Genomic DNA, 23,570 nt, shown 5'->3' with positions numbered 1-23,570 from the left:
GCAATTTAAGGGCAAGGGCTTAGTTCGCTAAATTGGAATTTAGAGGTTACTCGCTCGCTTCCCTCTGTCATCCTGAGCGAAGCGAAGGATCTCGTCCTTTGCCCTTTTACTCAGGAAGTAAGGACGAGATTCTTCGTAAAGAAGCGAAGCTTCTTTTCCTCAGTAATGACAAAAGAGGGGGGCTTGTTCTTCTCTAACAACTAGCAGTTAACGACTAGTTCGTTAAACTACAATTTGCCATCTTATCTTCCGGTCGGGTCAGAAACCAAACTTCTGTACCAAGTGGGGCAATACCATTAAGTTTAGCCTAGCAAATATAATCCGTTCTGCATCCACAGCACCGTAATCATAATTGATTTTTACTATAGCACAAATGGCTCATAAATTCAAACAAGCCGGCTGCCTTTCCCATTTCTTTAGAAACTCTTTAGAACTCCCCTCCCACCCCGTAAAAAAGCCGAAACAATTCCTTGCTATAATAGTCACAAAGGAGGAATGACTTATGTACCATATCCTCGTGGTAGAGGATGACCAGGAAATCAATCGTCTGCTATGCCGCTTACTGGAACAAAACAATTATTGCCCTATCCCAGCCCTCAACGGTTTGGAGGCACTTCAAACCTTAGAGCAAGAGACTGTTGACCTGATACTATTGGACTTGATGCTCCCCGGCCTCCATGGTGAGCAGCTTCTGGCAGAAATCCGCAGAGCGGGCACCGTACCTGTCATCATCGTTTCCGCCAAGACCAACATGGAGGGTAAGGTGGAACTGCTCCGGCAGGGTGCGGATGACTACATCACCAAGCCCTTTCACACAGGAGAGGTACTGGCCCGTATCCAGGCCTGTCTGCGCCGGGCGCTTAGGGATAATGCCCCGCCTGCCGTTCTGCATACCCATGGTCTAACTTTAGACACCTGTGCTAAAGCGGCCAGCGTGGAGGGCCATACCGTCCCCCTCACTGCCAAAGAGTATAAGCTGTTGGAAACCTTGGCGCTAAATCCCCATATGACTTTTTCCAAGCGCCAGCTTTTTGAAGCCGCTTGGCACGAGCCGTACTTAAATGGGAACGCACTCAATACGCACATTAGCAACCTGAGAAAAAAGCTGAAAGCCAAAGGGGCTGACTGCATCGAGACGATATTCGGTATCGGCTACAAGCTACGGGAGGAGGAACACCATGGCAACGGTATTTGAGGCCCAGGCCCTCACCAAATGTTACCGGCGGCGTACAGTGCTGGATAACCTGCATCTTTCCATCCCCCAGGGGAGCGTCTATGGCCTGGTGGGGGAAAATGGTGCGGGGAAAACCACCCTTATCCGCTTGATGGCCGGGCTGGATTTCCCTACCTCCGGTGACTTTTCCCTTTTCGAGAAAGCGGAAAATCAAGTGGAACAACGCCGGCGTATGGGCTTTCTCATCGAAAGCCCGGCCTTATACCCGGATATGACCGCCCGGCAAAACTTGGAGCTGGTGCGTATCCAAAGGGGCATACCAGAAAAGAACCAGGTGGATGAACTGTTAGAGCGTCTGTTCCTGCAGGACACGGGCCGCCAGCGAGTAAAAAACTTCTCTTTGGGGATGCGCCAGCGGCTGGGCATTGCTGTGGCGCTGTTAAATGAGCCGGAATTCCTGGTACTGGACGAGCCCATCAACGGCCTGGATCCCACGGGCATTTTGGAGATACGCAGGCTGCTGCAGGAGTTGAACCAGCAAAAGGGCACCACTATTCTGATTTCCAGCCACATCCTGCCGGAACTGGAGAGTTTGGCCACCCGGTATGGGTTCCTGCATCATGGGCGGCTGGTTCAGGACATCTCCGCCGGGGAACTGGGAGAACGCTGCTGTCAGTACCTCCTTCTTCGCGTATCTGACCCGGAGCGGGCGGCGGCCCTACTGGAATCGGAACTACATACGGCGAAATTTGCTGTGTATCCTGACCGTTCCTTGCACATTTACGACCTTATGGGGCGCACCATGGAGATCAGCGCCTGCTTGGCCCATCATCAAATCCCCGTCCAGGAATTGACCACCAAAGGCGATGACCTGGAAACCTATTTCCAACGGTTGATAGGAGGTGGAGCAGAGTGAAAGCGATATGCTACCGGTTTTTCCATAGCCCTGGGGTGGGCGTATTCTTTCTGCTTTATGGGGTGGTAAGCTGCCTTTCCCTCATCAGCGGCTTTTCCTCTCCGGGGGAGCTGTTTGTCCAGAATTTGGGGGATATGGGCCCGCCCGGTTTGGGGCTGTCCGTGTTTTCAGCGGTATGCATGGGGGCGGCATTTAGCCGGCGCACTTTCCAAAGCCAAATTGCCCATGGAGCGTCCCGGATAATGCTGCTGAGAAATCACTTTCTGCTGTTAACACTGGTGTTCCTGTTCCTGGCCTATCTTAACGCTGGGCTGCCTGCCCTGCTTTGGGCTATCTGGCGGGGCGGTATGGGCGGTGCATATCCAATGGAATATTTGCTGCGCCTGTGCGTGCCCGCTGCCCTGCTTACAACAGCCAGGGGCGTGGGGCTGCTGATATTCCCTTTCCTGTTCCGGGACTCGGTCAAGACCCTGATGATATCACTTGTGTACACCCTGCTGATATCCGCGCTGACCCAAAGCGACCGGCATACCTTCCCATACAGCTTCTACGGTCCGGCACCTTTCCCACTGTGGGCAGATATTGCCGTAGCTATTTTGTCCCTGGGCATACTGGCCCTAACCTTCGGCCTGCTGGCACTATACTTCCGCCAGACGGCTTTGAGGTGACGCTATGCGGATACTTCTTACAGAATTGCGCCGGGTACTTTCTCAGCGTTTTACACTGCTGTGCATTTTGGGAGGGGCGGCCCTTGGCGCGCTTTTCCCTTGCACAAACCTACGAAACCCAGACCGCACGATAGAACAGCTTTTTGGCACTCCGGGGATTATATACGGCCTGTTCCTTGTCATGGCAATGATGGTAGTCCCCTTAGGCAGAGATTTTACTCAGAGGACTTTCCAGCAAAAGATCGCCCAGGGCGGCAGGCGTGTCCCTTTGGTGCTGGCTGCCTTTTCTGTTTCCTTGTTGGGTGCTGCAGGCGGAGCGCTGGTTTTCCCTGTCAGCGCCGTCCTGTTCACCCGGATTTACAGCGGGTGGCAGACTGTACATGGCCAAAACTTAGGTTATCTGCTGGCAGACAATCGCTTCCACACCTGTCTGCTGGCCTATGGTGCGGGTTTGCTGGCAGCAGGGACAGTGTGTTTTCTCATTACGGTCTTATGCCGGGACTTGGTAAAATCATTGGGCATCTCCACAGGATATGTGGTTTTGCTGGTAATGCTTTCCCAAAAAGCCTTGGACGGGGAAAGCCTGGCCGTTTTTCGCAACTTTTTCAAGTGGACACCCGTGTACCAACTGCTTGCGGGCATCCGGCAAGTGCTTATCACCTCGGCGGATATGCAGTTTTTGCTGGTTATCTCCGGACTGACCTTACTGCTGACAGGAGCAGCATCTTGTGTGGCGCTGTTCCATGCTAAGCTGAAATAGGAGGGCGGAATGATACTCTTTTTGTGCATTTCTTTGCTGGCAGTGTGCCTTGTCTTTTTGTCCTACTGCTGGGAGATAAACAGCCTGTGCCGCCAGCTTCATGCGTATAATCAGGGCCAGCGTCGCGCCAAGCTGTCCAACCGCGGGCTGTTCCCTGGTATGGGAAAGCTGGCAGGGGAAATCAATCAGGGACTCAGAGCAAGTGAAAAACTGCGGGAGGATGCCGCCTGCCAGGAAAAACGATTGCGGGAGTCCATAGGTAGCTTGGGCCATGACCTGCGCACTCCCCTGACTGTCCTTCAAGGCTATAGCGAACTGCTGGAGAGCAATCCGGAGCACCAACAGGAATATCTTTTCGCCATGCGGCAAAAGTGCGCGCAGTTAACCGAAACCATCGACCAGTTTACCCAATGGCACAAGGCTGAAAACCCGGAGACTCCTCTCCATATAGAGAGACTTGATTTGGCCGAGCTGCTGGCTGTCTGCTTGATGGAGCAAGCACGCCTGTTCTGTAACGCTGGGGTGGAGCCGGAGGTGGAACTGCCGGAGCAGCCAGTATATATATATTCTGATAAAGGAGCCTGTCGGAGAATATTGGAAAATCTGTTGACCAACGCCTACCGCCACACCACGGGGCAGATATATATCAAGCTGGACCCTCCGGGAGAACCCGTACACCTTGTAGTTGCTAATCAAGCAGAGGGATTGGAGCCGGAGGAAGTGCCCCTGCTTTTCCAGCGCTTTTATCAGTATGATTCTGCCAGGAGCAAAGGCGGCAGTGGACTGGGGTTGGCGATTGTTAAGGCATTGACGGAAAGGCTGGGGGCCGGGCTTGATGCTGGGGTGGAGCGAGGATGGTTTTGGGTACAGATAAGGTTATAGGCGGCGGACGTTTAGGGATTTTCCTCAAAGCGGTATAAGTAAACTCTTGTACAAAGAATAACTTTTATGCGATTGGGTACCTTTATACAAAAAGATTTCGTGAAAGTGGCTAATCCACAAAAGCAACCATTCTAATCAAGGAGCCCCAAAGCGTATCAAAGAGTATGCTTTGGGGCTTTTCTTTATAGAAATGAAATTGTTTTCAAATACAGCCTAAGAGATTATTTATTTTCGCCGATATCCCTAAGTTCAAGCGCGATAGCCCTCGCTGAAGCGAGGATAGCCCGCTGGCCTTCTTCAGATGAATTTCGATAAAGCACTGCAATTTCTTGAATGTTCGATTCCACCGTTAGGTTTGCGCAGGAAAACAAAGAGTCAAAGGATATTCCTAAAAACCGCACCAATATAGAAAGAATTTCATAAGACGGATTCATCTTTCCTCTTTCAATGTTTAGATATCGTTCTTACGGCAATCCCAGAGATATCTGAAAGAGCTTGTTGGGTCATATTGCGGTTTTCCCGCGATATCTTTATATGGCGGCCTAACTTGACCAAAATATTCTCTGGCACTATTGTTCACCTCAACCATATTCTATCGGTCAGGCCGTGTATTATACAGAACCTAATCGTGCTAGATAACTAGAATTATAATTCTATACAACTCAGAGAATCCAAAACTTGTCAAAAAAACGGCAGCTTTTTGGATCGCTCACCCGTATTCAAAAGACATAACTGCCATTTGAGGAGGCAATTATGTCTTTTTCTTCTAACTGGCTAAGACTAACAGGATATCGTTTCACAAAAAATATGTAAAATTTCTCGGAACACTATTGTTTCAATTATAGTATTATCGTTCCATAATTCATGCACTAATAAGCGTATACACAGCAAAAAGGCAGGGTTTCCTATAGAGGCACCCCAATGCCATTAAGTTAACCATACATCAAAACAGCCATCAAGGTGCTATTCATCGAGAGGAGAGATAAAAGCAAGAAATACGATTGCCAGATGAGGAACGTCTGGGAAAAACTCTGCCAGGGCGAACCGGAAGGCGTTTTCTGCGAAGGAGAGCCTCCAAATTCTTCACAGAACGGCGCAGGAAACGGTAGCAGGCAAAGACAGCGTCGGAGAAGTTGAGGCGCTGTCTTTTTTTCTGCGAATCCTGCGATATTTTCACACCCCAGGATACGGCTTGCGTAAAGTTGAAAATCAGGAAAGCGGCGAAAACCTCTTGCAAAACCAGCATCGGGATTTTCGAGTGGAGGTGGATCAGGCCCACCGTGTATTTCAGGCTGCGGAAGGAGGTTTCAATACCCCAGCGCCTGGCGTAAAGCGCCTTCAATTTTTCAGGAGGGAACTCCTCCGAATCCAGATTTGTGATCAGGGTTTCTGTGTTCCCGTCACTGATTTCTATGCGGACAACCCGAAAGTGAAGTGCATAAAACTCTGTTCTCCCAACAGGCAGAAAATCGAATGTTATTTGGGCAGTGAGATGATAGTAATTTTCTGGAATGGACGCATTTGTCTTCTCTAATTGGCCCTTGGAAAACCGGCCCAGAGCGAGGGTTACGGGTTCGTCAAACATCGGGGAATCCGGCAGCCGCACGCCAAAAACGGAGTTCCGTTCTTTCAGGCGGATCACATAGTTCCAGCCCCGGTTTTCCAGGTGGGCCAGGTGATTCAGAGAGCCGTAATTCCGGTCGGCCAGGACAATTACAGGCTCTGAAACGGAGGAACGGTCTGCCATTTCGCACAGGGCCTTGTTTTCGTTTTTTTCGTGCTCTTTTTGCACGATCAGATCCGTGTAGATCCCATTTTCCAGGTCAAAAAGCGCGTTTATGTGATGCTTGTTCCACCCATGCTGGCGGTCTGTTCCGGGGAGGTAGGAGAGTGGATCCTGGGGATAAGCGGCAGACTTCAAGGACGAGCCGTCCACAGCGAACAGGCGGTATCCACGGTATTTCTTTTCCGGATGGAGCTGATTTGTAAACCCGTGGAATAAGGCTTCCAGCGCTTCGGGCAGCAGCTTTTTCCGCTGCTGCACAAACGCGGGGGCGGAGGGTGCTTTTTCCTGAAAATGGAAGGATTCCATCAGACTCTTACCCACGCTTTCACTGCCCATAGTGAGCAGAAGGAGTATGATTTTTCAAAATCCAACGCCCTGTGGTGGGTAAAATCTTTTCCGGGCCGGTTGGCGTATGCTTCCGGGTTTTTCCCCAGCTTTTTGACCAACGAAAGCAGCTTTTTGCGCAATCCTTTTGCAGTGTGTTCCATCCTTTTTGCCCCCTGAAAATCTTTTTTCAAGGGGCTTCGCCGCATATTTTTTCTCTTTTGTCAAGGGTTTTTGTCTTTTCTTTATGCTTTTTTAGAGCTTCCTTAACTTAATGGCATTGACCAAGTGGGGACACGAGTGGCCGCGGCGCCTCGCCGCAAACTACAATTTAGCGGTTTCTTTGCCCTTCCTTCAAGAAAGCTATAGCTTTCTGTGCTGCATAGCGGCGCCACCGCCGTCCAGCGTCTAGAATCCAGCCTCCAGCATCTAAAAAGGTGCGTTGCAGTTTTTCCTTCTGCAACGCACCTTTCCACAGCGCGAAAAACTCAAAACATCGTCTTTTTCCCGGTGCGGTGAGCCTCGTAGGCTTTTTCCATCAGCTCGGTGAGGGCGATGGCATCCTCGATGCCGTTTGGCGCTTTGCCGCCTTCGGTAACGGCGTCGATCCAGGCGTCTATGGGCATGGGATCGGGCTGCGGCAGATCGGTTTTCTGAACCAGCTTATTCTCCGTTTCCTCACAGGAATATTCCAGAATATTATTGTGGATCATCAGGGAGCCCTTTGTGCCGCTCATTTCCAGCACATAGGGCATTCCGTTTGTGACAAAACCGGTTTCGGAAACGCCGATGGCTCCGTTTTCAAATTCCAGAACGGAGACGGCGTTGTCCTCCACGCCCTTATGGGTGACCTCTGTAAACAGGGAAACAATGGACTTCGGCTTTCCCATGAACCAGCGCAGGGTGTACATGGGGTGAGCGCCCAGATCGATCATAGCGCCGCCGCCGGTTTGCGCGGCGTCATAGAAATGGGGCGGAAGCCAGCCGGCGGTGCTGCCGTTGTGGGCGTCCCGCACACGGGCGTAGGTGATCTGCCCCAGCTTGCCGCTGTCTACCAGTTCCTTGGCGGCCTTCAGCGTGGGCCAGGTTTTATGAGGATAGGAAATGGTAAAGGTAACGCCGCTTTCCCGAACAGCCCGGGCGATCTCCTCCGCGTCCTTTTTGGTGAAAGCCAGCACTTTTTCCGTGAAAATATGCTTTCCGGCCTTGGCGGCGGCAAGCAATACCTCCTTGTGCTGGCAGGTGGCTGTGGTGATTTGAACGCCATCGATCGAAGGATCTGCCCAAATAGCGGAAGACTCCGGCTGAAAGGGGATCCCCAGCTTTTCAGCGGTCTCCTTTCCTCTTGCCTCGTTATCGTCCCACAAGCAGGCAAGCTCCGCCTTGGGGTTGTGTGAAATGGCCTCGCCGTATTCCATCGTGTGAACATGCCAGGCGCCGATGATCGCAATCTTCATAAAATTTTCTCCTAGGCCGCGGGTGATCCGCAGATGATTTTTGTTCAAAATGAATTTTCCACTATCATTTCTTCTTTCGATTTTGCAGATAAACCCTGGCCAGCGTGGAAATTCCCATGGCAATCAGGCCCAGAGAAAGGTAGCAGCCGGCAAAGGTCAATGATGTGCTGAAATTCAGCAGAAAGCTGTAGGTGACAAGGGCCAGCAGGGCTGGTAGCACGGAAAAGCACCACAGCCGGGAAACGTTCTTTCCTGCCAGAACGCCCAGTACAATGGAGCAGAGCGGGCAAAACAGGTAAATCAAAAGCAGAAAAGCGGTAAAGGGAACCACATGCTTCAGCGTTACAAACAAAACGGGTAAAGCCAGCATGAAAAGAACCGCGGCGGCGGACATACCGATCAGTTGTTTCTTCATAACAGAATCCTCCGAAGGAAAAGCTTCCCGGACAATGGCAGAATGTGAACTGTAATGGTGAATTAGCGCCGTGAAGCGTATTTCTGAACGATAGCGTTCATTTCCTGTTGCTTCTGTTCCATTTCCTCCACCAGCTTGAACTGGTTTCTGGCCCGATCCAGATTGTGGGTGGGGTAGGCGGTGCGAAAATACACATCGCCGTTCAGAAAATCCGCCAGGAAGCGGATCCCCACTTCAAAGGTCATCAGAATAGCGCCCTTGGAAAGGCTGGCAAGCTCTGTTTCCGAAAGCGCCGTTCCGGCGGCTGCAAGGAACCCGTCGGTATAGGCTTCAAACAGGGAAAGATCGAAATGGACCTTGGAAAGATCGGTCTCGTCCTCCTTGGCGGTAGCGGCCCCGGCCCGAATGGAATCGCCGAAATCAAAGGCGGTCAGCCCCGGCATTACCGTATCCAGGTCGATAACGCAGATGGCCTTTCCAGTGGTATCGTCAAGGAGCACATTGCTCATTTTTGTATCGTTGTGGGTGACCCGCAGGGGGATCTTTCCCTGGGCCAAAAGCTCCATCAGGCAGCCGCAGTCCTTTTCCCGCTGTAAAGCAAAGGCAATCTCCTGTTCCGCGTCCTGCTTTCGTCCGGCGGAATCCTTTTCCATGGCTTCCCGCAGCTGGCGAAAGCGATCTGGCGTGTCGTGAAAATGGGGAATGATCTCGTGCAGCGTGTCCGCGGGATAATCGGAAAGCATGCTCTGAAAGTTTCCGAAGGCAGAGCCCGCTTCCCGCAGCATTTCCGTTCCGGTGGCCGTTTCATGGGCGGAAGCCCCGGTGATCAAAATAGTGCAGCGCCAGTATTCTCCGGCTTCGTCCCGGAAAAAACTGCCGCCCTCCGTGGTTTTGCGAAGAGTCAGGGTTTCCCGCCGGGGATCGCCTCCGCGCGCTTCAATTTTTTTTCGCAGAAAATTCGTAACAGCGGAAATGTTTTCCATAATGTTCTCCGGGGAAGGGAACACAAACCGGTTGATCCGCTGCAAAATAAACTGCCCCTCCGGGGTTTCCATGGAAAAGGTATCGTTGATATGCCCACCGTGAACAGGTTCGGCCCGCAGCTGGGCAGGCAGGCCAAAGGCCGTGAGAATCTGTGGGGTTACGGTACACTGCTGTTTCATAAAAAGGATCCTTTCTCTATGTTACTATAAGGCGGCACTGAATAAATCACACCTGCCGGCTTGGCGCGAAATCTGCGTGCCAGATCGGTTCAGCATTTTCTTAAAAGTGCAGGCAAACCTGCAAAATGGTCTCGTTCGGCGCGCCGGAAACGGTGAGCTTGCCGCTGTACCGGCCAAGGATCTCCTCGGTGTTTTCCAGCCCCTGCGGGCTGCCCATTTCCTGAGAGGGCTCTTCAAAAAGCCAGCGGGCAATATCGGCGGCTTTTTTGCCTTGCAGCGTGAATTTTTCCGGCTCCGGCAACAGGGAGGAATAGACGACCTCCAGGGTCAAAGCGTCCCTTGCGGGAAAGGCGGTGAAACGAAGCTTTCTTTCTCCCTCAAAGCATGCCGCTTCCCGGCAGGCCTTTGAGAGCAGTTCGTTTATGAGAATACAGAGCTCGGCAGTTTTCAAAGGAGCTTCATCGGTTACGGCGTTGCATTCAAAGGTAATGCCGTTCTGAGCCGCAAAAGCAGCCTTCACGGCGATCACCGCGTTGAGGTAGGGATTTTCATGGTATTTTTCCAGCACAGGTGTGTGCAGGGAATTTTGCTTGACAGAAGCTATGTAGGCGGGAATTTTTTCGCTGACGCCGTCAGACAAAAGCACCGCAATGGTATCCAGCGCGTATTCTCCGGCCTTTTGAGCAGACTGTGCCTCCCGCACGCCGGCGAGAAGGTCTGTCAGCGCTTCCGTTTCCATAGCCAAAATACTGTTTCTCGCCGCAGCCGCGGCAGTCTTTTCCCGGAATCTGCCTGCCTGATAGATAGAGCGGAAGGCAAAGATCATAGCGCCGTACAGCAGGGCGGCTGTCAGCAGCCTGGCGGCGGGGATATTTGTGCGGAACAGGAAATCGAAAAGGCCCAGAGAAAGAAGGTACAGGCAGAGAAGCAAAAGGCACATTCCCACCAGGAAGCCGGAGGCCCCTCTGTCGCTGTAATGGCGAATAGGACGATACAGGCAGAGCCCCAGAAGAAGGGTGAAAAGAACAGTGACCACAGCGGAAAAAACTCCGGCAAAGGCCCCGGCTGTGGAAAAGGGCATCAGCCCCAGCAGCAGGGGAATGAAAAAGCTGAGGAAGGTGAAATTGCACAGGGAAAGCAAAGCGAGAAACAGCTTCTGCAAAATATTGTTGGTAAAGAAAAACAGGGAAAGACCGAAAAACACCGCCGCGCCGGCAAAGCAGGGCAGCTGCTGGGCCAACACAGGCTGATCCGTAAGGCGGCGCAGCAGGAAGGCCAGGATCAGAGAGAGCACATAGCCTCCGCCTACAGCGCCTATGGTGGTCCATACCCGAAAGCGATCCTCCAGAAGAGTCAGGAAGAGCCCGGCCATGCAGAAAAAAACAATGGAAAAATAGATCATAGGGATACCCTCTTTTAGATACTGGATGCTGAATCATAGATACTGGATCAGAGAAAGGAAAATGGCATTCTCAAGAGCTCATTCAAAAGACAGCGCCGAGCATGCCGCCCTTATCCAGCGTCTAGTATATCATATTACTTTTACTTGTACAAATCCTTTTTCCAAAAAAGCGGTGGAAAGAGGGATATGAAATTTATTTCAGAATATACCTTGACAGGCGAGGTATATAATGCTATGCTGTATCTACTGAAAGCAAAGGAGGAATTGAATGTCTATCGCGTCGGACGTGATCCGGGGGCATACAGATACTATCATTCTGGCACAACTGATGCAGGGAGACAGCTACGGCTATAAAATAAACCGCGCGATCGAGCTGCGAACCGGCGGGGAATACGAGTTGAAGGAGGCTACTCTGTATACGGCCTTCCGCAGGCTGGAGCAGATGGGCTGTATCACCTCCTACTGGGGAGATGAAAGCACCGGAGCCCGCCGAAGGTACTATTCCATCACTCCGGCTGGAGAGCAGGCCTATTACGCCATGCTGGCGGAATGGGACACCGCGAAGCAACTGCTGGAAACCCTCATTCGCCCCAATTAGGGCGTTTTGCCCGAAAAAACCTGATCCGGTCATGAGGCCGGAATTCTGCTGAAAAGGAAAGTGGTCGTATTTATGGAATACAATATCAGAAGCTATGTAGACGAATTGTTTCAAAACGCGCCCAGAACACAGAAGGCTTATGAGCTGAAGGTGGAGCTCACGCAGAATCTGTTGGATAAGTACCATGCGCTGCTTGCCGAGGGCAAAAGCCCGGAGGACGCTTATAGTCTGACTGTGGTGAGCATCGGCGATGTGCGGGAGCTGTTTGAGGGCCTGGAGGACAGCCCCGTGGGGACAGAGCCGGTTTATATCCCCGTCACCAGCCCGGAAAAGCGGTCCGCCGCCATTACCTCTATCGCGGTGATGCTCTATATTCTCAGCGTGGTGCCGGTGATTGTTTTGGGAAGTATCCCGGTCGTGGGGCTGGAGACCCTGGGCGTTGTTCTGATGTTTTTGATGATCGCCCTTGCCACAGGGCTTTTGATCTATAATCATGCGGCGAAGCCCAAAAAGCAGGCTTCCGCCAATACGGTGGTATCCGATTTTAAGCAGTGGCAAACCCAGACCAATTCCCGCAAACAGCTCTTGAAGGCGATCCGTTCCGCTTACTGGCCATTGGTACTGGCCCTCTATTTCCTGCTCAGCTTCGGTACGGGAAGATGGCACATCACCTGGATCATTTTCCTCATTGCCCCGGCGGTAGACGGCATTATCAAAGCGGTGCTGACACTGAACGATTCCAATGGCAAATAAGGCTCTGTCCTCTGCTGTGTACAGCGTTTCAGAGCTTTTCGAGAAAGGAACTTAATTTATGAAAAAGAAAGCGGTCTTTACTCTGATTACCTGCTCCGTAGCGGCGCTGTTTCTGATTTGCGTGCTGGCGGTGGGACTTTCGGAAAACGGCTTCGGGATCGGAACGCTGTTTCACGAGTCCAAGGAGGGCTGGTCAAAGTCGGAAGGTCAAAGTAGGGAATATACCTGGGATCCTGCGGAAACAGAGGTGACTGGCCTGAAGATCGACTGGGTCAACGGAAAAATCGATGTGAAGGTAGGCTCTGGAGATGTGATCCGCATTACGGAGCAGTCAGCCTACGGGGAACTGAAGGAAGATCATCAACTGAAGCTTTCCAGCTCTGACGGCATACTGCGGATCAAGTGGGGAAGAGATTTTCTCTTTTTCAATATTTTTGAAAACCGCAGAAAAGACCTGACCGTAGAGGTGCCGCAGGCGGTGGCGGAGGCCATGGAGGAACTTTCCTGCTCCAATACCTCCGGACAGATCACGGTTTCCGGCTTTACAGCCGAAGAAATGAACGCCTCTTCCACCTCCGGTGATATCAAGCTGGGAAGCCTGAAGCTTTCCGGCGGCCTGAACGTCTCTTCCACCTCCGGTAAGATCGAGGTGGAGGACGCGAGCATTTCCGAAGAGCTCAGCGCCAGCACCACCTCCGGAGCGATCCTGCTTTCCAATGTACAGGCGGAAAAAGCGGATCTGGATACAGTATCGGGCGATGTTTCCTGCGGCGGAAGCCTTCAGGAGCTTAGCGCCAACACGGTTTCCGCTTCCGTGCGGGCCGAGCTTACAGCCTGCCCGGAGGAAGTGGACCTGGATTCCGTTTCCGGGTGCCTGACCTTGGTGATTCCGGAGAATTCCGGATTTGAAGTGGATTACAGCAGTGTTTCCGGAAGCTTCTCTTCTGATTTTCCCGTGACCACAGGCTCCGGAAAATCCGGAAGAGCCAAATATTCTTCCGGAAGCGCCAGCTTCCAATTTTCCACCACCTCCGGCGACATGCGGGTGCTGCGAAAATAGGAAATCGGCAATTCATAGAAAAACGGCTCGCCGCGTTTCTTCGCGGCGAGCCGTTTTAGGTGCTGGACGGTAGATATAATGAGCAATTAGGAATGAGCAATGAAGGGCAAGAATAGAGAGGTAAATTATAGTTTATATGGCACCCCTTGGCTCCCCTGAAAGGGGTGCTGGTCTCCGGTGGAGACCGTTCAGCACCGACCGGAGCGAAGCGGAGAAAGCTGTCACGGCAAAGCCGTGACTGAGGGGTTCCGTGGTGACAAGGTAGAAACGCTGGTTTTATGCGGATTTTCAGTGCTCTATAACCCCTCCGTCACGGCTTCGCCGCGCTGCCGAAATCTGCTCGAAGAGCAGATTTTCCCCTTCTCAGGGGTGAGCGCGTCCCGGTGGGGGGAAGGTCTCCAGTGGAGAACTCAGCTGTCGCTTCAGACATTGCTGAACGTGCCCCACTGGGGCACAGCAACCGCTCTGACCCGTTCTCGTTTGTCAACTCGGTCGTTGCTGGACGTGTGCCACCGGCACACAGCAACCGAGCCGACAGGCGAGACCGCTGCTGGGCGTGCCCCACCGGGGCACAGCAACCGAGCCGACAGGCGAGAAAGGCAAGGGGTTAGTGCTATTTGTCAGTCTCACAAATTCCAATTTATAGAACAGTTCCCTACTGTCATTCTGAGGAACGAAGTGACGAAGAATCTCGCCCTTGATTCCGGGGAAAGGGCAAAGGACAAGATTCTTCACTTCGTTCAGAATGACAGGTAGAAAGTAAGCGGTGCACCCGTAAATTCCAATTTGTCAAGCGTTGCAAGCAACGCTCGTGCCCTTGCCCTTCATAATTGCTTATTATATCTACCGCCCAGCAATCCAATTTCGCGGCGCTTCCTGTTTTCAGCCCTGAGGATTCTTTTGCTCATAATTTTGTGGCATTTTTTGAAAAAACATGATACACTGATAAAAAGAAGTTTTCCGAAAGCCGGTTATTCCACCGGTGAAATGAGAATTCGGGGGGTGAAGGTTCTGTACGGCGCAATTTTGGGGGATATTGTGGGATCCCGCTTTGAATTCAGCAAGCCTCAGGGCTTTGATTGGCGTACCGAGGAGCTTTTCGGCGGCATGAGCACCTATACTGACGATACGGTGCTTACCCTGGCAACGAAATATGCCGTGCTGCAAAAGGTTCCCTATGCCAAGGCATATGGACTGTTTGGCAGGAAATACAGTAAAGTAGGCTATGGCAATATGTTCTTAAACTGGCTGGCCGCCCATTCGGAGCGGGGATATGGCAGCTTCGGAAACGGCTCCGCCATGCGAGTCAGCTTTATCGGGCAGTATTTTAACACGCTGGAGGAAGCAGAGCGGGAGGCGGAGGAAAGTTCTTTGTGCACCCATAACCATCCTGAGGGGGTAAAGGCGGCGAAGGCCACCGCGGCTGCTGTGTTTCTGGCGCGTACCGGGGCTTCTAAAAAGGAGCTTGCCGCTTACCTCCATAAAACCTACGGGTATCCGGTACACAAGCCCCTGCCGCTGTACCGCCCCTTCGGGAAATTCGATGTGACCGCCATGGGAACAATGCCGCTGGCGATCCGCTGTTTTTTGGAATCGGAAAGCTGGGAAAGCTGTATTCGCAATGTGCTCAGCGTGACCTGTGATACGGACACAGTGGGCTGCATTGCCGGGGGGATCGCGGATGCCTTTTATGGCGGCACCGGGCTTCCGGAGGACGACCTTTTGCGGCGCTTTCTCATCAAGCCCAATGAACAGGGCGTGTTCGATACCTTTTTATACGATTGGGCCAAAAAAGAATGGTAAGGAAAAGCAGCTCTGCTTTTCGGCGCCCGAACATCTATCAAGCATCTAACCATAAAGGAGGCTGGTTTTTATGATCGTACAGACATATCAATCCAACCTGGTACTGAAGATATTGAAATCCGGCGAAATTTACCGCGCCAAGCCGAATCTTTCCCTGAAGGGAGAATATCAGGCGATGATCGACCTGCTGGGGCTGCGGTGCGAGTGCCCCATTTTCGCCGTGGTAAAGGGAAAAAGGCAGAATACCGGCGGCAAGGTGTCCGGCTCTGTTCGGCTGACCCTGGACGTGCCGGAAAAGCTGGTACATTTGACAGAATATGAGGAATGGGCCGATTTTCTCTATGCCTTCAAATATACGAAACCGGGGAATTACCGTTCTCTTCGGCCGGACTGCGAGGAGCTGACCGTACGCAGATACAACGAGATCTTAAATAATCTGAAAACACAGAAGCCCGTTTCCGAGTACAAATGCCCACAGGTCGTGCTGGAAAAGATCCACCCGGCCTGGCTGAAAAGTGTAAAGGTTATGGGAAACGGCGGTTTGCTGTCAGTTTTGTTCGGAAAAAAGTAACACGTTTTCGCGTAAGAAAAAGGGGAATGGCATATGATGATCGGAAAATATATCCTGTCCATTGACCAGGGGACCACCAGTTCCCGGGCGGTGCTGTTCGATTCCTTCGGCGGCGTGGCCGGTATGGGGCAGCGGGAATTTAAGCAGATTTATCCCCAGCCGGGCTATGTGGAGCACAACGCGGTGGAAATTTTGCAGACCACGCTTTTCGCCATGCGGCAGGCGGTAGAGCAGGCCGGGATCAAGGCTTCTGACATTGCCGCCGTCAGCATTACCAACCAGCGGGAAACCACCGTGGCGTGGGATTCCGTTTCCGGCATTCCGGTGTGCAACGCCATTGTGTGGCAGTGCAGGCGCACCGCGCCGGAATGCGAGCGGCTGCGGTCTGCCGGAATGGAGCAGTATATCAAGGATACCACCGGCCTTTTGATCGACCCCTATTTTTCCGGCACCAAAATGAAATGGATCTTAGAGCATGTTCCCGCCGCCAAAGAGCTGGCGGAAAAGGACCGCCTGCGGTTCGGCACCATCGATACTTGGCTGGTGTATTCCCTGACCGACGGCGCCTCCTATGTAACGGACGTCTCCAATGCTTCCCGTACCATGCTGTTTGATATATATAAGCTCCAATGGGACGATACCCTGCTGCGGGAGCTGGGGATTCCCCGCAGCGCCCTGCCCCGGGTAGCGGAATCCGGCGAGATCGTTGGTATGTGCAAGGACGCGGTGCTGGGAGAGGAAATTCCCATCGCGGGTATGGCGGGAGACCAGCAGGCCGCCCTGTTCGGGCAGTGCTGCTTTGAAAAGGGCATGGCGAAAAATACATACGGCACGGGCTGTTTTGTTCTGATGAATACCGGGGAAAAGCCGGTACGTTCGGAAAACGGACTACTTACCACCATTGCCTGGAAATTAAACGGAAAAACCACCTATGCCTTGGAAGGCAGCGCCTTTAACGCGGGCTCCGCCATTCAATGGCTCCGGGACGAGCTGGAGCTGATCAAAACGCCCCAGGAGGCCGACCAGCTGGCGGAAACCGTGGAGGACAGCGGCGGGGTCTCCTTCGTGCCTGCCTTTACCGGCCTGGGCGCGCCCTATTGGGATATGTATGCCAGAGGCGCCCTGCTGGGTGTGACAAGGGGAACCAGGCGGGCCCACCTCTGCCGGGCCGTGCTGGAAAGCATCGCTCTGGAGAGCTATGACCTGGTGAAAACCATGGAGCGGGAATCCGGCGTGTGCATGCCGGAGCTTCGGGTAGACGGCGGCGCTTCCCGCAGCCGGTTCTTAATGCAGTATCAGGCGGATATTCTAAACGCCAGGGTCTGCCGCCCCCAGTGCCTGGAAACCACCGCTCTGGGCTCCGCCATGCTGGCGGGGCTGACGGTGGGCGTGTGGGACAGCCTGGAAGAGCTTTCCTCCATCTGGAAGGAAAACACCCGCTTTACCCCCGATTATCCTTCCCAAAGGCGGGAAGCGGAAATCGCCCGTTGGCATGAGGCTGTCCGCCGCAGCATGGGTTGGGTGGATAGAAGTTAGTTGTTAGTAGTTAGTTGTTAGAAAGGGCGGCGGACAAGGGCGATTAATAATTAGCAATTAGGAAGAGTTTGGCAAATTGGAATTTATCAAACTAACGAATAGCAAAAGCCCTTGGCTTTCTCGCCTGTCGGCTCGGTTGCTGTGTGCCGGTGGCACACGTCCAGCAACGACCGAGTTGACAAACGAGAACGGGTCAGAGCGGTTGCTGTGCCCCAGTGGGACACGTTCAGCAATGTCTGAAGCGACAGCTGAGTTCTCCACTGGAGACCTTCCCCCCACCGGGACGCGCTCACCCCTGAGAAGGGGAAAATCTGCTCTTCGAGCAGATTTCGGCAGCGCGGCGAAGCCGTGACGGAGGGGTTATAGAGCACTGGAAATCCACATAAAACCTACCTTTTCTACCATGCAGTCGGAACCCCTCAGTCACGGCTTTGCCGTGACAGCTTTCTCCGCTTCGCTCCGGTCGGTGCTGAACGGTCTCCACCGGAGACCAGCACCCCTTTCAGGGGAGCCAGGGGTGTGTGCTAAACTATAATTTAAGCGTTGGTTACAACACTTGTGCCCTTGCCCTTTCATTGATCATTGCATCCGCACTCCCCAATCGGCAGCGAAAGGAGAGCCTCCCGTTATGGCAAAGTCAAAGCGTTTATATGATCTCCTGGCTCCTTGCCGGGAGGAGGAAGAGGTCAAGGCGGCGTTCGCAAATTATTTTCAAATCGCGTACCCTACCAGATACCGTATTGATCTGATCACGCCTCAGGTTTTGTTTGAATTTAAGCTGGAGCAGAATTTTTCCCGGAGCTCTGTGCGGGCGCGGGCGATCGCTCAAACGCTGTATTATGTGAGGAAGCTGAAATACGGCCCCTTCCCTGACCCGGTGCCGCCTGTTCTCTGTATTGTGGATAGAAAATCAGGCTTTTTTGTACATACAAATGATCTCGCTTCTTTTTATACCGCCCACAGGAAATATGATTGGGATCGGGCGGCCAGTCAGCCCTGCCCTGTATTGATAGAGGCCCTGCGGCAGTGTCCGACTGTGAAAAAGATTCATATATATTCCTTTGAAAATCCGGCGGAGGAGCAAGTCTTTGCCGAGACGGTAAGCCTTTACCACCAGGAACAGCTGGCGGGAGCGGACAAAAAGAGCATTCACGAGGAAAACTTCCTGGCGGTTTACGAGCACTGGGCTTCCTTTTTTGAAAAATATGTGGCGGACGAAGGGCACAAGCCCTCTGAATATTTTGTTACAGATCTTGAATCGGGGCGTTCCGAGCAGCTGGGAGATTCCGGAGAGGTGTTGTTTCGCCTCAGCGACGGAGACTCCCGAAAAAGCCTTCCGCTGGAGGATTACCGGCATTTCTGGAGCGTCTATGAGAAATTGAGCCGCCCGGAGGAGCTTCGGGCGATCCGCCAGAAGATGGATCGCCTTTCCGAGGATTACCGGCGGCGGTTTACCGGGGAATTTTACACGCCTCTGGAATTTGCCGGCAAGGCCTTTGATTATATTTTACGAACGGTAGGGCCAGAGCGCTATCAAAACGGCAAGTGGCGTATTTGGGATATGGCGGCGGGCACGGGAAACCTGGAATTTATGCTGCCCAGCTCCGTGCTGCCCCACTGCTATATTTCCACGCTTCTGGAGGATGACGCCGCGTACTGCAAGCGGATATTTCCCGCCGCCACAGTATTTCAGTACGATTATCTGAACGACGACGCTTACCTTGTCAAGGAAAAAGGAAAAGTACCCTTCGGCGTGCCCCCCAAGCTGCCGCAAAAGCTTCTGGACGACCTGCACGATCCGGAAATCAACTGGATCATCTTTCTCAATCCGCCCTTTGCCACAAGCAACAAAAGCGGAAACCGGCAGGGGAAGCGCTCTAAGGACGGCGTTTCCATGACCTATCTCCGGGAGCTGATGACGGAGCAGGGGCTGGGGGAGACCAGCCGGGAACTGATCGTGCAGTTTTTGTACCGGATCTTTGCGGAATTTAAGGGAAAAAACGCCTACCTGGGCCTTTTCTCCAAGCTGGGGATCCTAACGTCCAACAATGACCAGGTCTTTCGGGACAAGGTGTTCCACTGTAAATTGGAACGGGGCTTTCTTTTTTCCTCAGAAAATTTCCAGGGCTGCAAGGGCAAATTTCCCATTGGCTTTTTTGTGTGGAACCTGGGAAAGCCGATGCCTGTTGAGGAGCAGCAGATCGTGTTGGACGTATATGATTCCTATTGTGAGAAGGTGGGAACAAAGGAGATCGCCGTTCGGGAGAGAGGGCAGTTTTTGAATAAATGGCCCCGGCGGGTGAAAAATACAAGGATTTTTCCGCCTTTGAGCAGCGCTGTTACCGTAAGCGGGCGTACCGGGGACGTGCGGGATCGCATTGCTGAGGGCTTTCTTTGCTCTCTGATGTGCTGCGGGAACGATATGCAGCATTACAATCAGGTGGCGATCCTTTCCGGGCCCCAGGCCAGCGCGGGCGCTTATTCCGTGGTGCCGGAAAATTTTGAGCGCTCCATGGTGCTGCATGCTGTGCGGAAGCTGCCGAAGCCCTCCTGGGAAAACGACCGGGATCAATTTTACCAGCCCAATACAGATCCGCTTCCGGAGGAATTTGTTTCAGACTGCGTGGTGTGGAGCGCCTTCGCACCCTCCAACAACACAGCCTCCCTGAGAGATGTGATCTATCGGGGCAAGCGGTATCAGATCGATAATCAAATGTTTCCCTTCCTGCTTTCCGAGGTGAGAAGTTGGAGTTGCGGGTTGCCGGACCTGAAGGTTCAGCTTACCGCCGCCAACGAAGAACGTTTTTTGGCCCTATGGCTAAAGGAGCACACCCTTTCCCGGGAAGCGAAAGCGGTGCTGGAAAGCGCGGAAGCTCTTTACCGGCAGGTTTACGGTGGACTGGGAAAGGTTCATTGGCTGGATTATAAGATCGGCCTTTGGGATATGGGTTGGTGGCAGGTAAAGGCTGCCGCCGGCGAACTGCCGAAAGCGGCGGAGCCGGAAAAAGCCTTGAGAAATGCCATGGCGATTCTGCGGGAAAAGCTTTTACCGGCCCTACCCGCCTTCGGTTTCCTCCCGCCCGGCGTGAAGCCGCTGGAGCAGGAAAGTGAAATGGCGGAGGCTCATTAAGGACAGAAGAAAGAAGGAGATCCCGTGAGAAAAGCGGGGTCTCCTTTTTTGAAATGTAGGGCATTTATCGTAAATTGTGCGGCAGGAAAAGAGCATCGCCACGGCAGGTTCAACAGCGCTTCTTCTTTTAGGTGCTTTCCGGCTTTGCTTCCTCCACCTGGCAGCGCTCCAAGGCATATTCGATAAACATGCCGATCAGCTCGTTTCGACTGCGGCCTGTTTGCGCTACCAAAAGATCCAACTGTTCGGCAAGCCCCTCTTTGATCCTGATGGAAAAGACCTTATATCCGTCCTCTCCCTTTGGGCGCTTGGGCTTAATGATCAAAGGCTTTTGTTTCATAACGCACCTCCTTATAACATAGTTTATGCTTGTAAAGAGGTGGTTAGTATGTTATTATTTATGTTATAAAACGGCGGTATAGGGGTCCTGCGGCCGGCGTAAGGCAAGCGGGCCGAATTCTGCGGCCGTTTCGCTTTAAGAATGGAAAAGGGAGATGCCAAAATGAAAAAAGAAAGAGAAGAATTTCGAAAGCTGCTGCGCCAGATACGGCTGGCCTGCGGCTACAGCCAGGGCGCTGTAGCCGCAGGCGCTGGGTGTGAACCGATCGACCTACACCTGCTATGAATTGGGAAAAACGGAACCTTCTCTGGAAACCTTGAAAAAGCTGTCCCGGATCTTTGCCGTACCCATAGAGGCTTTCCTTTTTCCGGAAACTTTTCAGGGGCTGGAAACCGCCCGGCAGCGTTCTCCCCGTAGAGTGCAGACGAGCCCGGAACGGATCGGCGAGCTTTCCGAAGAAGAGAAAAAACTGATCGCCCGTTTCAGGGCAGAGGGGGAGCAGTAATTAGCAGTTAGCAATTAGTAATTAGTAGTGAAGAACAGAGGCGAGTAATTTGGTAAATTGGAATTTAGCGGTAAGCGAAAGCCTTCCCTTGCTTGCAGAGGGAAAACAGACTGCTACGCAGTCTGCGGGGACCGCCGATAGGGTGAGCGCGTCCCGGTGGGACGCTGGTGCGAACCGACCGAGCCGACAGGCGAGACTGGTGGAAGGGATAGTCACACGCAGAAAGTGGGATAGAATCGCTAGTTAGAATCCCCTCAGTCACGGCGCAGCCGTGACAGCTCCCCTTATAAATAAGTGGAGCCGAAGGGCGTTAAACTGCAATTTGCCATCTTATCTTCCGGTCGGGTCAGAAACCAAATTTCTGTACCAAGTGGGGACACGAGTGGCCGCGGCGCCTCGCCGTAAAGTACAATTTACCGTGCCATAAATTATCTAGCGTTGCAAGCAGCGCCTATTTAGAAATTTTCTTGCACTGTGAGGGGCGGTATGCTATAATTGCTTTATTATAGCAGTGAGGTAAAGCGAAAATGATAGCGATCATCGATTATGGCGCGGGAAATTTGCTCAGTGTGGAAAAAGCTTTGCGGTATCTTGGCTGTGAGTGCGTGGTTACGGCAAAGGCGGCGGAGCTCGGAGCGGCGGATATGGCGATCCTGCCCGGTGTGGGTGCTTTCGGCGATGCCATGTGCCAGCTGCGGGAGAGAAGGCTGGAACAGCCCATCCGGGAATTCATCGCCTCCGGGAGGCCTTTTTTGGGGATCTGCCTGGGGCTTCAGATCTTATTTGAAAGCAGCGAGGAATCTCCCGGCGTAGAGGGCTTGGGCGTTTTGAAGGGGAAAATTTGCCGGTTACCGGACAATTTCGGGTTAAAGGTACCCCATATGGGCTGGAATTCCCTGCAAATCAAAAAGCCGGGCGGGCTGTTTGCGGGAATTCAGCCGGAGCCCTATGTATATTTCGTACATTCCTATTATCTGCGGGCGGAGGAAGATATTGTAACGGCCAGCGCTCAGTACGGTGTGGAGCTCCATGCGGCGGTACAGAAGGAAAATCTTTTCGCCTGCCAGTTTCACCCGGAAAAAAGCGGGGAGCTGGGTCTTGCCCTGCTGCGGAATTTTGTCGGACTGGAGGGATAAGCGATGTATGCGAAGCGTTTGATCCCCTGCCTGGATCTGAAAAACGGCAGGGTCGTCAAGGGGGAAAATTTTGTGGGTCTGCGGGATGCCGGGGACCCGGTGGAGGCCGCCATGGAATATGATCGCCAGGGAGCGGACGAGCTGGTGCTGTTGGATATCACAGCGTCTTCGGACGACCGAAATATCATGGTGGAACTGGTGCGCCGGGTGGCGGAGCGTATTTTTATCCCCTTCACCGTCGGCGGGGGGATCCGCAGCGTGGAGGATTTTACCGCCATTCTGCGGGCGGGGGCGGATAAGGTGTCTGTCAATTCGGCGGCGCTGAAAAATCCCGGGCTGATTCGGGAGGCAGCGGAAAAATTCGGCAGCCAGTGTGTGGTGGTGGCAATGGACGCCAAACGCCGGGATTCCGGCGGCTGGACCCTTTACCTGAACGGCGGCCGGATCGATACCGGAAAGGACGCTGTGGAATGGGCAAAAGAAGTACAGCAGCTGGGCGCGGGAGAAATTTTGCTCACCAGTATGGATCGGGACGGTACCAAGCGCGGCTATGACCTGGAGCTGACCCGGGCAATTTCTCAGGCGGTCTCCATTCCGGTGATCGCCTCCGGCGGGGCGGGCCAGCTGGAACATTTTTACGACGCCTTCACCGAAGGCCGCGCCGACGCCGTGCTGGCGGCATCTCTTTTTCATTTCAAGGAAACCTCCGTTCCGGAGGTGAAAGCCTATCTTGCCGGACGGGGTATTCCGGTGCGGCGCTGAAATAGAATGGCAGCTCTGCAAAATACGATCGTTTGCAGAGCTGCCATTAGTTGTCAGAAATGGGCAATAAGAAATGAGGAATGAGAAATTAGCAATGAGCAATTCAGGGCAAGGGCTCAGGCGTTGTGACCAACGCCTGCTAAATTGGAATTTATCTGCCCTTTGCCTCCTCTTATTTAATAGAGGGGAAACAGACTGCTTCGCAGTCTGCGGGGACCGCCGATAGGCGGTGGAAGGGATAGTCACACGCAGAAAGTGGGACAAAACTGCCAGTTTTAATCCCCTCAGTCAGCCTTCGGCTGACAGCTCCCCTTACTCGCGCAAGTGGAGCCTACAGGCGTTAAACTACAATTTGCCATCTTATCTTCCGGTCGGGTCAGAAACCAAATTTCTGTACCAAGTGGGGACACGAGTGGCCGCGGCGCCTCG

The 23,570-nt window shown here is 53.0% G+C and carries 24 protein-coding genes; 16 read left to right on the top strand and 8 right to left on the bottom strand.

Annotated elements, in window-relative coordinates:
* Nucleotides 1-502: 502 nt before the first annotated feature.
* The 5 genes from U8T64_RS03625 (at nucleotide 503) to U8T64_RS03605 (ending at nucleotide 4,400) form a co-directional block, all read left to right on the top strand.
* The gene (locus U8T64_RS03625) at nucleotides 503-1,195 is read left to right on the top strand and encodes a response regulator transcription factor (protein WP_322181046.1); all 693 of its coding nucleotides are present in this window, start codon (nucleotides 503-505) and stop codon (nucleotides 1,193-1,195) included.
* Nucleotides 1,179-2,090: an ABC transporter ATP-binding protein gene (locus U8T64_RS03620; RefSeq protein WP_322181044.1), complete on the top strand. Its 912-nt coding sequence runs from the start codon at nucleotides 1,179-1,181 to the stop codon at nucleotides 2,088-2,090. Before U8T64_RS03625 ends, U8T64_RS03620 begins: the two co-directional genes overlap by 17 nt.
* On the top strand, nucleotides 2,087-2,758 hold the full coding sequence (locus U8T64_RS03615) for a hypothetical protein (RefSeq protein WP_322181043.1): 672 nt from the start codon (nucleotides 2,087-2,089) through the stop codon (nucleotides 2,756-2,758). Before U8T64_RS03620 ends, U8T64_RS03615 begins: the two co-directional genes overlap by 4 nt.
* Before the next feature lie 268 nt (nucleotides 2,759-3,026).
* On the top strand, nucleotides 3,027-3,518 hold the full coding sequence (locus tag U8T64_RS03610; protein ID WP_322181041.1) for a hypothetical protein: 492 nt from the start codon (nucleotides 3,027-3,029) through the stop codon (nucleotides 3,516-3,518).
* A 9-nt stretch (nucleotides 3,519-3,527) separates the two neighbouring features.
* Entirely contained in the window at nucleotides 3,528-4,400 is an 873-nt protein-coding gene (locus U8T64_RS03605) for a sensor histidine kinase (RefSeq protein WP_322181039.1), read from the top strand.
* A gap of 221 nt (nucleotides 4,401-4,621) precedes the next feature.
* Here the strand turns inward: U8T64_RS03605 and U8T64_RS03600 are convergent, their stop codons facing one another.
* The 7 genes from U8T64_RS03600 to U8T64_RS03570 all read right to left on the bottom strand — a co-directional run bounded on the left by U8T64_RS03600 (nucleotide 4,622) and on the right by U8T64_RS03570 (nucleotide 10,947).
* On the bottom strand, nucleotides 4,622-4,834 hold the full coding sequence (locus tag U8T64_RS03600; RefSeq protein WP_322181037.1) for a hypothetical protein: 213 nt from the start codon (nucleotides 4,832-4,834) through the stop codon (nucleotides 4,622-4,624).
* Nucleotides 4,835-5,367: 533 nt separating this feature from the next.
* Nucleotides 5,368-6,507 (bottom strand): IS4 family transposase, encoded by a 1,140-nt coding sequence (locus U8T64_RS03595; RefSeq protein WP_322181035.1) that lies wholly within the window; start codon nucleotides 6,505-6,507, stop codon nucleotides 5,368-5,370.
* 39 nt (nucleotides 6,508-6,546) lie between these two features.
* Entirely contained in the window at nucleotides 6,547-6,738 is a 192-nt protein-coding gene (locus U8T64_RS03590; RefSeq protein ID WP_322181033.1) for a hypothetical protein, read from the bottom strand.
* 260 nt (nucleotides 6,739-6,998) lie between these two features.
* Nucleotides 6,999-7,967, bottom strand: coding sequence for a Gfo/Idh/MocA family protein (locus U8T64_RS03585; protein ID WP_322181031.1), 969 nt, complete (start codon nucleotides 7,965-7,967; stop codon nucleotides 6,999-7,001).
* A 64-nt stretch (nucleotides 7,968-8,031) separates the two neighbouring features.
* Nucleotides 8,032-8,382, bottom strand: a complete 351-nt coding sequence (locus tag U8T64_RS03580) for a hypothetical protein (protein ID WP_322181029.1) — start codon at nucleotides 8,380-8,382, stop codon at nucleotides 8,032-8,034.
* Between the two features lie 62 nt (nucleotides 8,383-8,444).
* Nucleotides 8,445-9,545 (bottom strand): phosphotransferase enzyme family protein, encoded by a 1,101-nt coding sequence (locus U8T64_RS03575; protein WP_322181028.1) that lies wholly within the window; start codon nucleotides 9,543-9,545, stop codon nucleotides 8,445-8,447.
* A gap of 100 nt (nucleotides 9,546-9,645) precedes the next feature.
* Nucleotides 9,646-10,947: a hypothetical protein gene (locus U8T64_RS03570; RefSeq protein WP_322181026.1), complete on the bottom strand. Its 1,302-nt coding sequence runs from the start codon at nucleotides 10,945-10,947 to the stop codon at nucleotides 9,646-9,648.
* A gap of 268 nt (nucleotides 10,948-11,215) precedes the next feature.
* Here U8T64_RS03570 and U8T64_RS03565 point away from each other — a divergent pair, with 268 nt between their 5' ends.
* The 7 genes from U8T64_RS03565 (at nucleotide 11,216) to U8T64_RS03535 (ending at nucleotide 20,398) form a co-directional block, all read left to right on the top strand.
* Complete coding sequence (locus U8T64_RS03565) at nucleotides 11,216-11,545, top strand: PadR family transcriptional regulator (RefSeq protein WP_322181024.1); 330 nt, start codon at nucleotides 11,216-11,218, stop codon at nucleotides 11,543-11,545.
* 72 nt (nucleotides 11,546-11,617) lie between these two features.
* Nucleotides 11,618-12,298, top strand: a complete 681-nt coding sequence (locus tag U8T64_RS03560) for a permease prefix domain 1-containing protein (RefSeq protein WP_322181022.1) — start codon at nucleotides 11,618-11,620, stop codon at nucleotides 12,296-12,298.
* Between the two features lie 58 nt (nucleotides 12,299-12,356).
* Nucleotides 12,357-13,358 (top strand): DUF4097 family beta strand repeat-containing protein, encoded by a 1,002-nt coding sequence (locus U8T64_RS03555; RefSeq protein WP_322181020.1) that lies wholly within the window; start codon nucleotides 12,357-12,359, stop codon nucleotides 13,356-13,358.
* A 1,002-nt stretch (nucleotides 13,359-14,360) separates the two neighbouring features.
* On the top strand, nucleotides 14,361-15,161 hold the full coding sequence (locus tag U8T64_RS03550; RefSeq protein ID WP_322181018.1) for an ADP-ribosylglycohydrolase family protein: 801 nt from the start codon (nucleotides 14,361-14,363) through the stop codon (nucleotides 15,159-15,161).
* Between the two features lie 70 nt (nucleotides 15,162-15,231).
* A complete protein-coding gene (locus U8T64_RS03545) occupies nucleotides 15,232-15,732 on the top strand; it encodes a hypothetical protein (RefSeq protein ID WP_322181016.1) in 501 nt (166 codons plus the stop codon).
* Between the two features lie 36 nt (nucleotides 15,733-15,768).
* A complete protein-coding gene (gene glpK / locus U8T64_RS03540; RefSeq protein WP_437125993.1) occupies nucleotides 15,769-17,268 on the top strand; it encodes a glycerol kinase GlpK in 1,500 nt (499 codons plus the stop codon).
* A gap of 628 nt (nucleotides 17,269-17,896) precedes the next feature.
* A complete protein-coding gene (locus tag U8T64_RS03535) occupies nucleotides 17,897-20,398 on the top strand; it encodes a hypothetical protein (RefSeq protein ID WP_322181014.1) in 2,502 nt (833 codons plus the stop codon).
* A 127-nt stretch (nucleotides 20,399-20,525) separates the two neighbouring features.
* Here U8T64_RS03535 and U8T64_RS03530 read toward each other — a convergent pair whose 3' ends face one another.
* Entirely contained in the window at nucleotides 20,526-20,738 is a 213-nt protein-coding gene (locus tag U8T64_RS03530; protein ID WP_322181012.1) for a ribbon-helix-helix protein, CopG family, read from the bottom strand.
* 162 nt (nucleotides 20,739-20,900) lie between these two features.
* Between U8T64_RS03530 and U8T64_RS03525 the strand changes: the two genes are divergently transcribed.
* The 4 genes from U8T64_RS03525 to hisF all read left to right on the top strand — a co-directional run bounded on the left by U8T64_RS03525 (nucleotide 20,901) and on the right by hisF (nucleotide 23,141).
* Nucleotides 20,901-21,023: a hypothetical protein gene (locus U8T64_RS03525; protein WP_322181010.1), complete on the top strand. Its 123-nt coding sequence runs from the start codon at nucleotides 20,901-20,903 to the stop codon at nucleotides 21,021-21,023.
* Entirely contained in the window at nucleotides 20,995-21,243 is a 249-nt protein-coding gene (locus U8T64_RS03520; RefSeq protein ID WP_322181008.1) for a helix-turn-helix transcriptional regulator, read from the top strand. The genes U8T64_RS03525 and U8T64_RS03520 overlap by 29 nt, the downstream gene beginning before the upstream one ends.
* A 527-nt stretch (nucleotides 21,244-21,770) precedes the next feature.
* Nucleotides 21,771-22,379: an imidazole glycerol phosphate synthase subunit HisH gene (gene hisH / locus U8T64_RS03515; protein ID WP_322181006.1), complete on the top strand. Its 609-nt coding sequence runs from the start codon at nucleotides 21,771-21,773 to the stop codon at nucleotides 22,377-22,379.
* A gap of 3 nt (nucleotides 22,380-22,382) precedes the next feature.
* Complete coding sequence (hisF, locus tag U8T64_RS03510) at nucleotides 22,383-23,141, top strand: imidazole glycerol phosphate synthase subunit HisF (protein ID WP_322181004.1); 759 nt, start codon at nucleotides 22,383-22,385, stop codon at nucleotides 23,139-23,141.
* Nucleotides 23,142-23,570: the final 429 nt, after the last annotated feature.

Source organism: Neglectibacter caecimuris (genome assembly GCF_034335015.1).
In the GTDB taxonomy this organism is placed as follows: Bacteria; Bacillota; Clostridia; order Oscillospirales; family Acutalibacteraceae; genus Acutalibacter; species Acutalibacter caecimuris_A.
The sequence above is the reverse complement of the archived record's forward strand: the minus strand, read 5'-3'. Positions and strand labels throughout refer to the sequence as shown.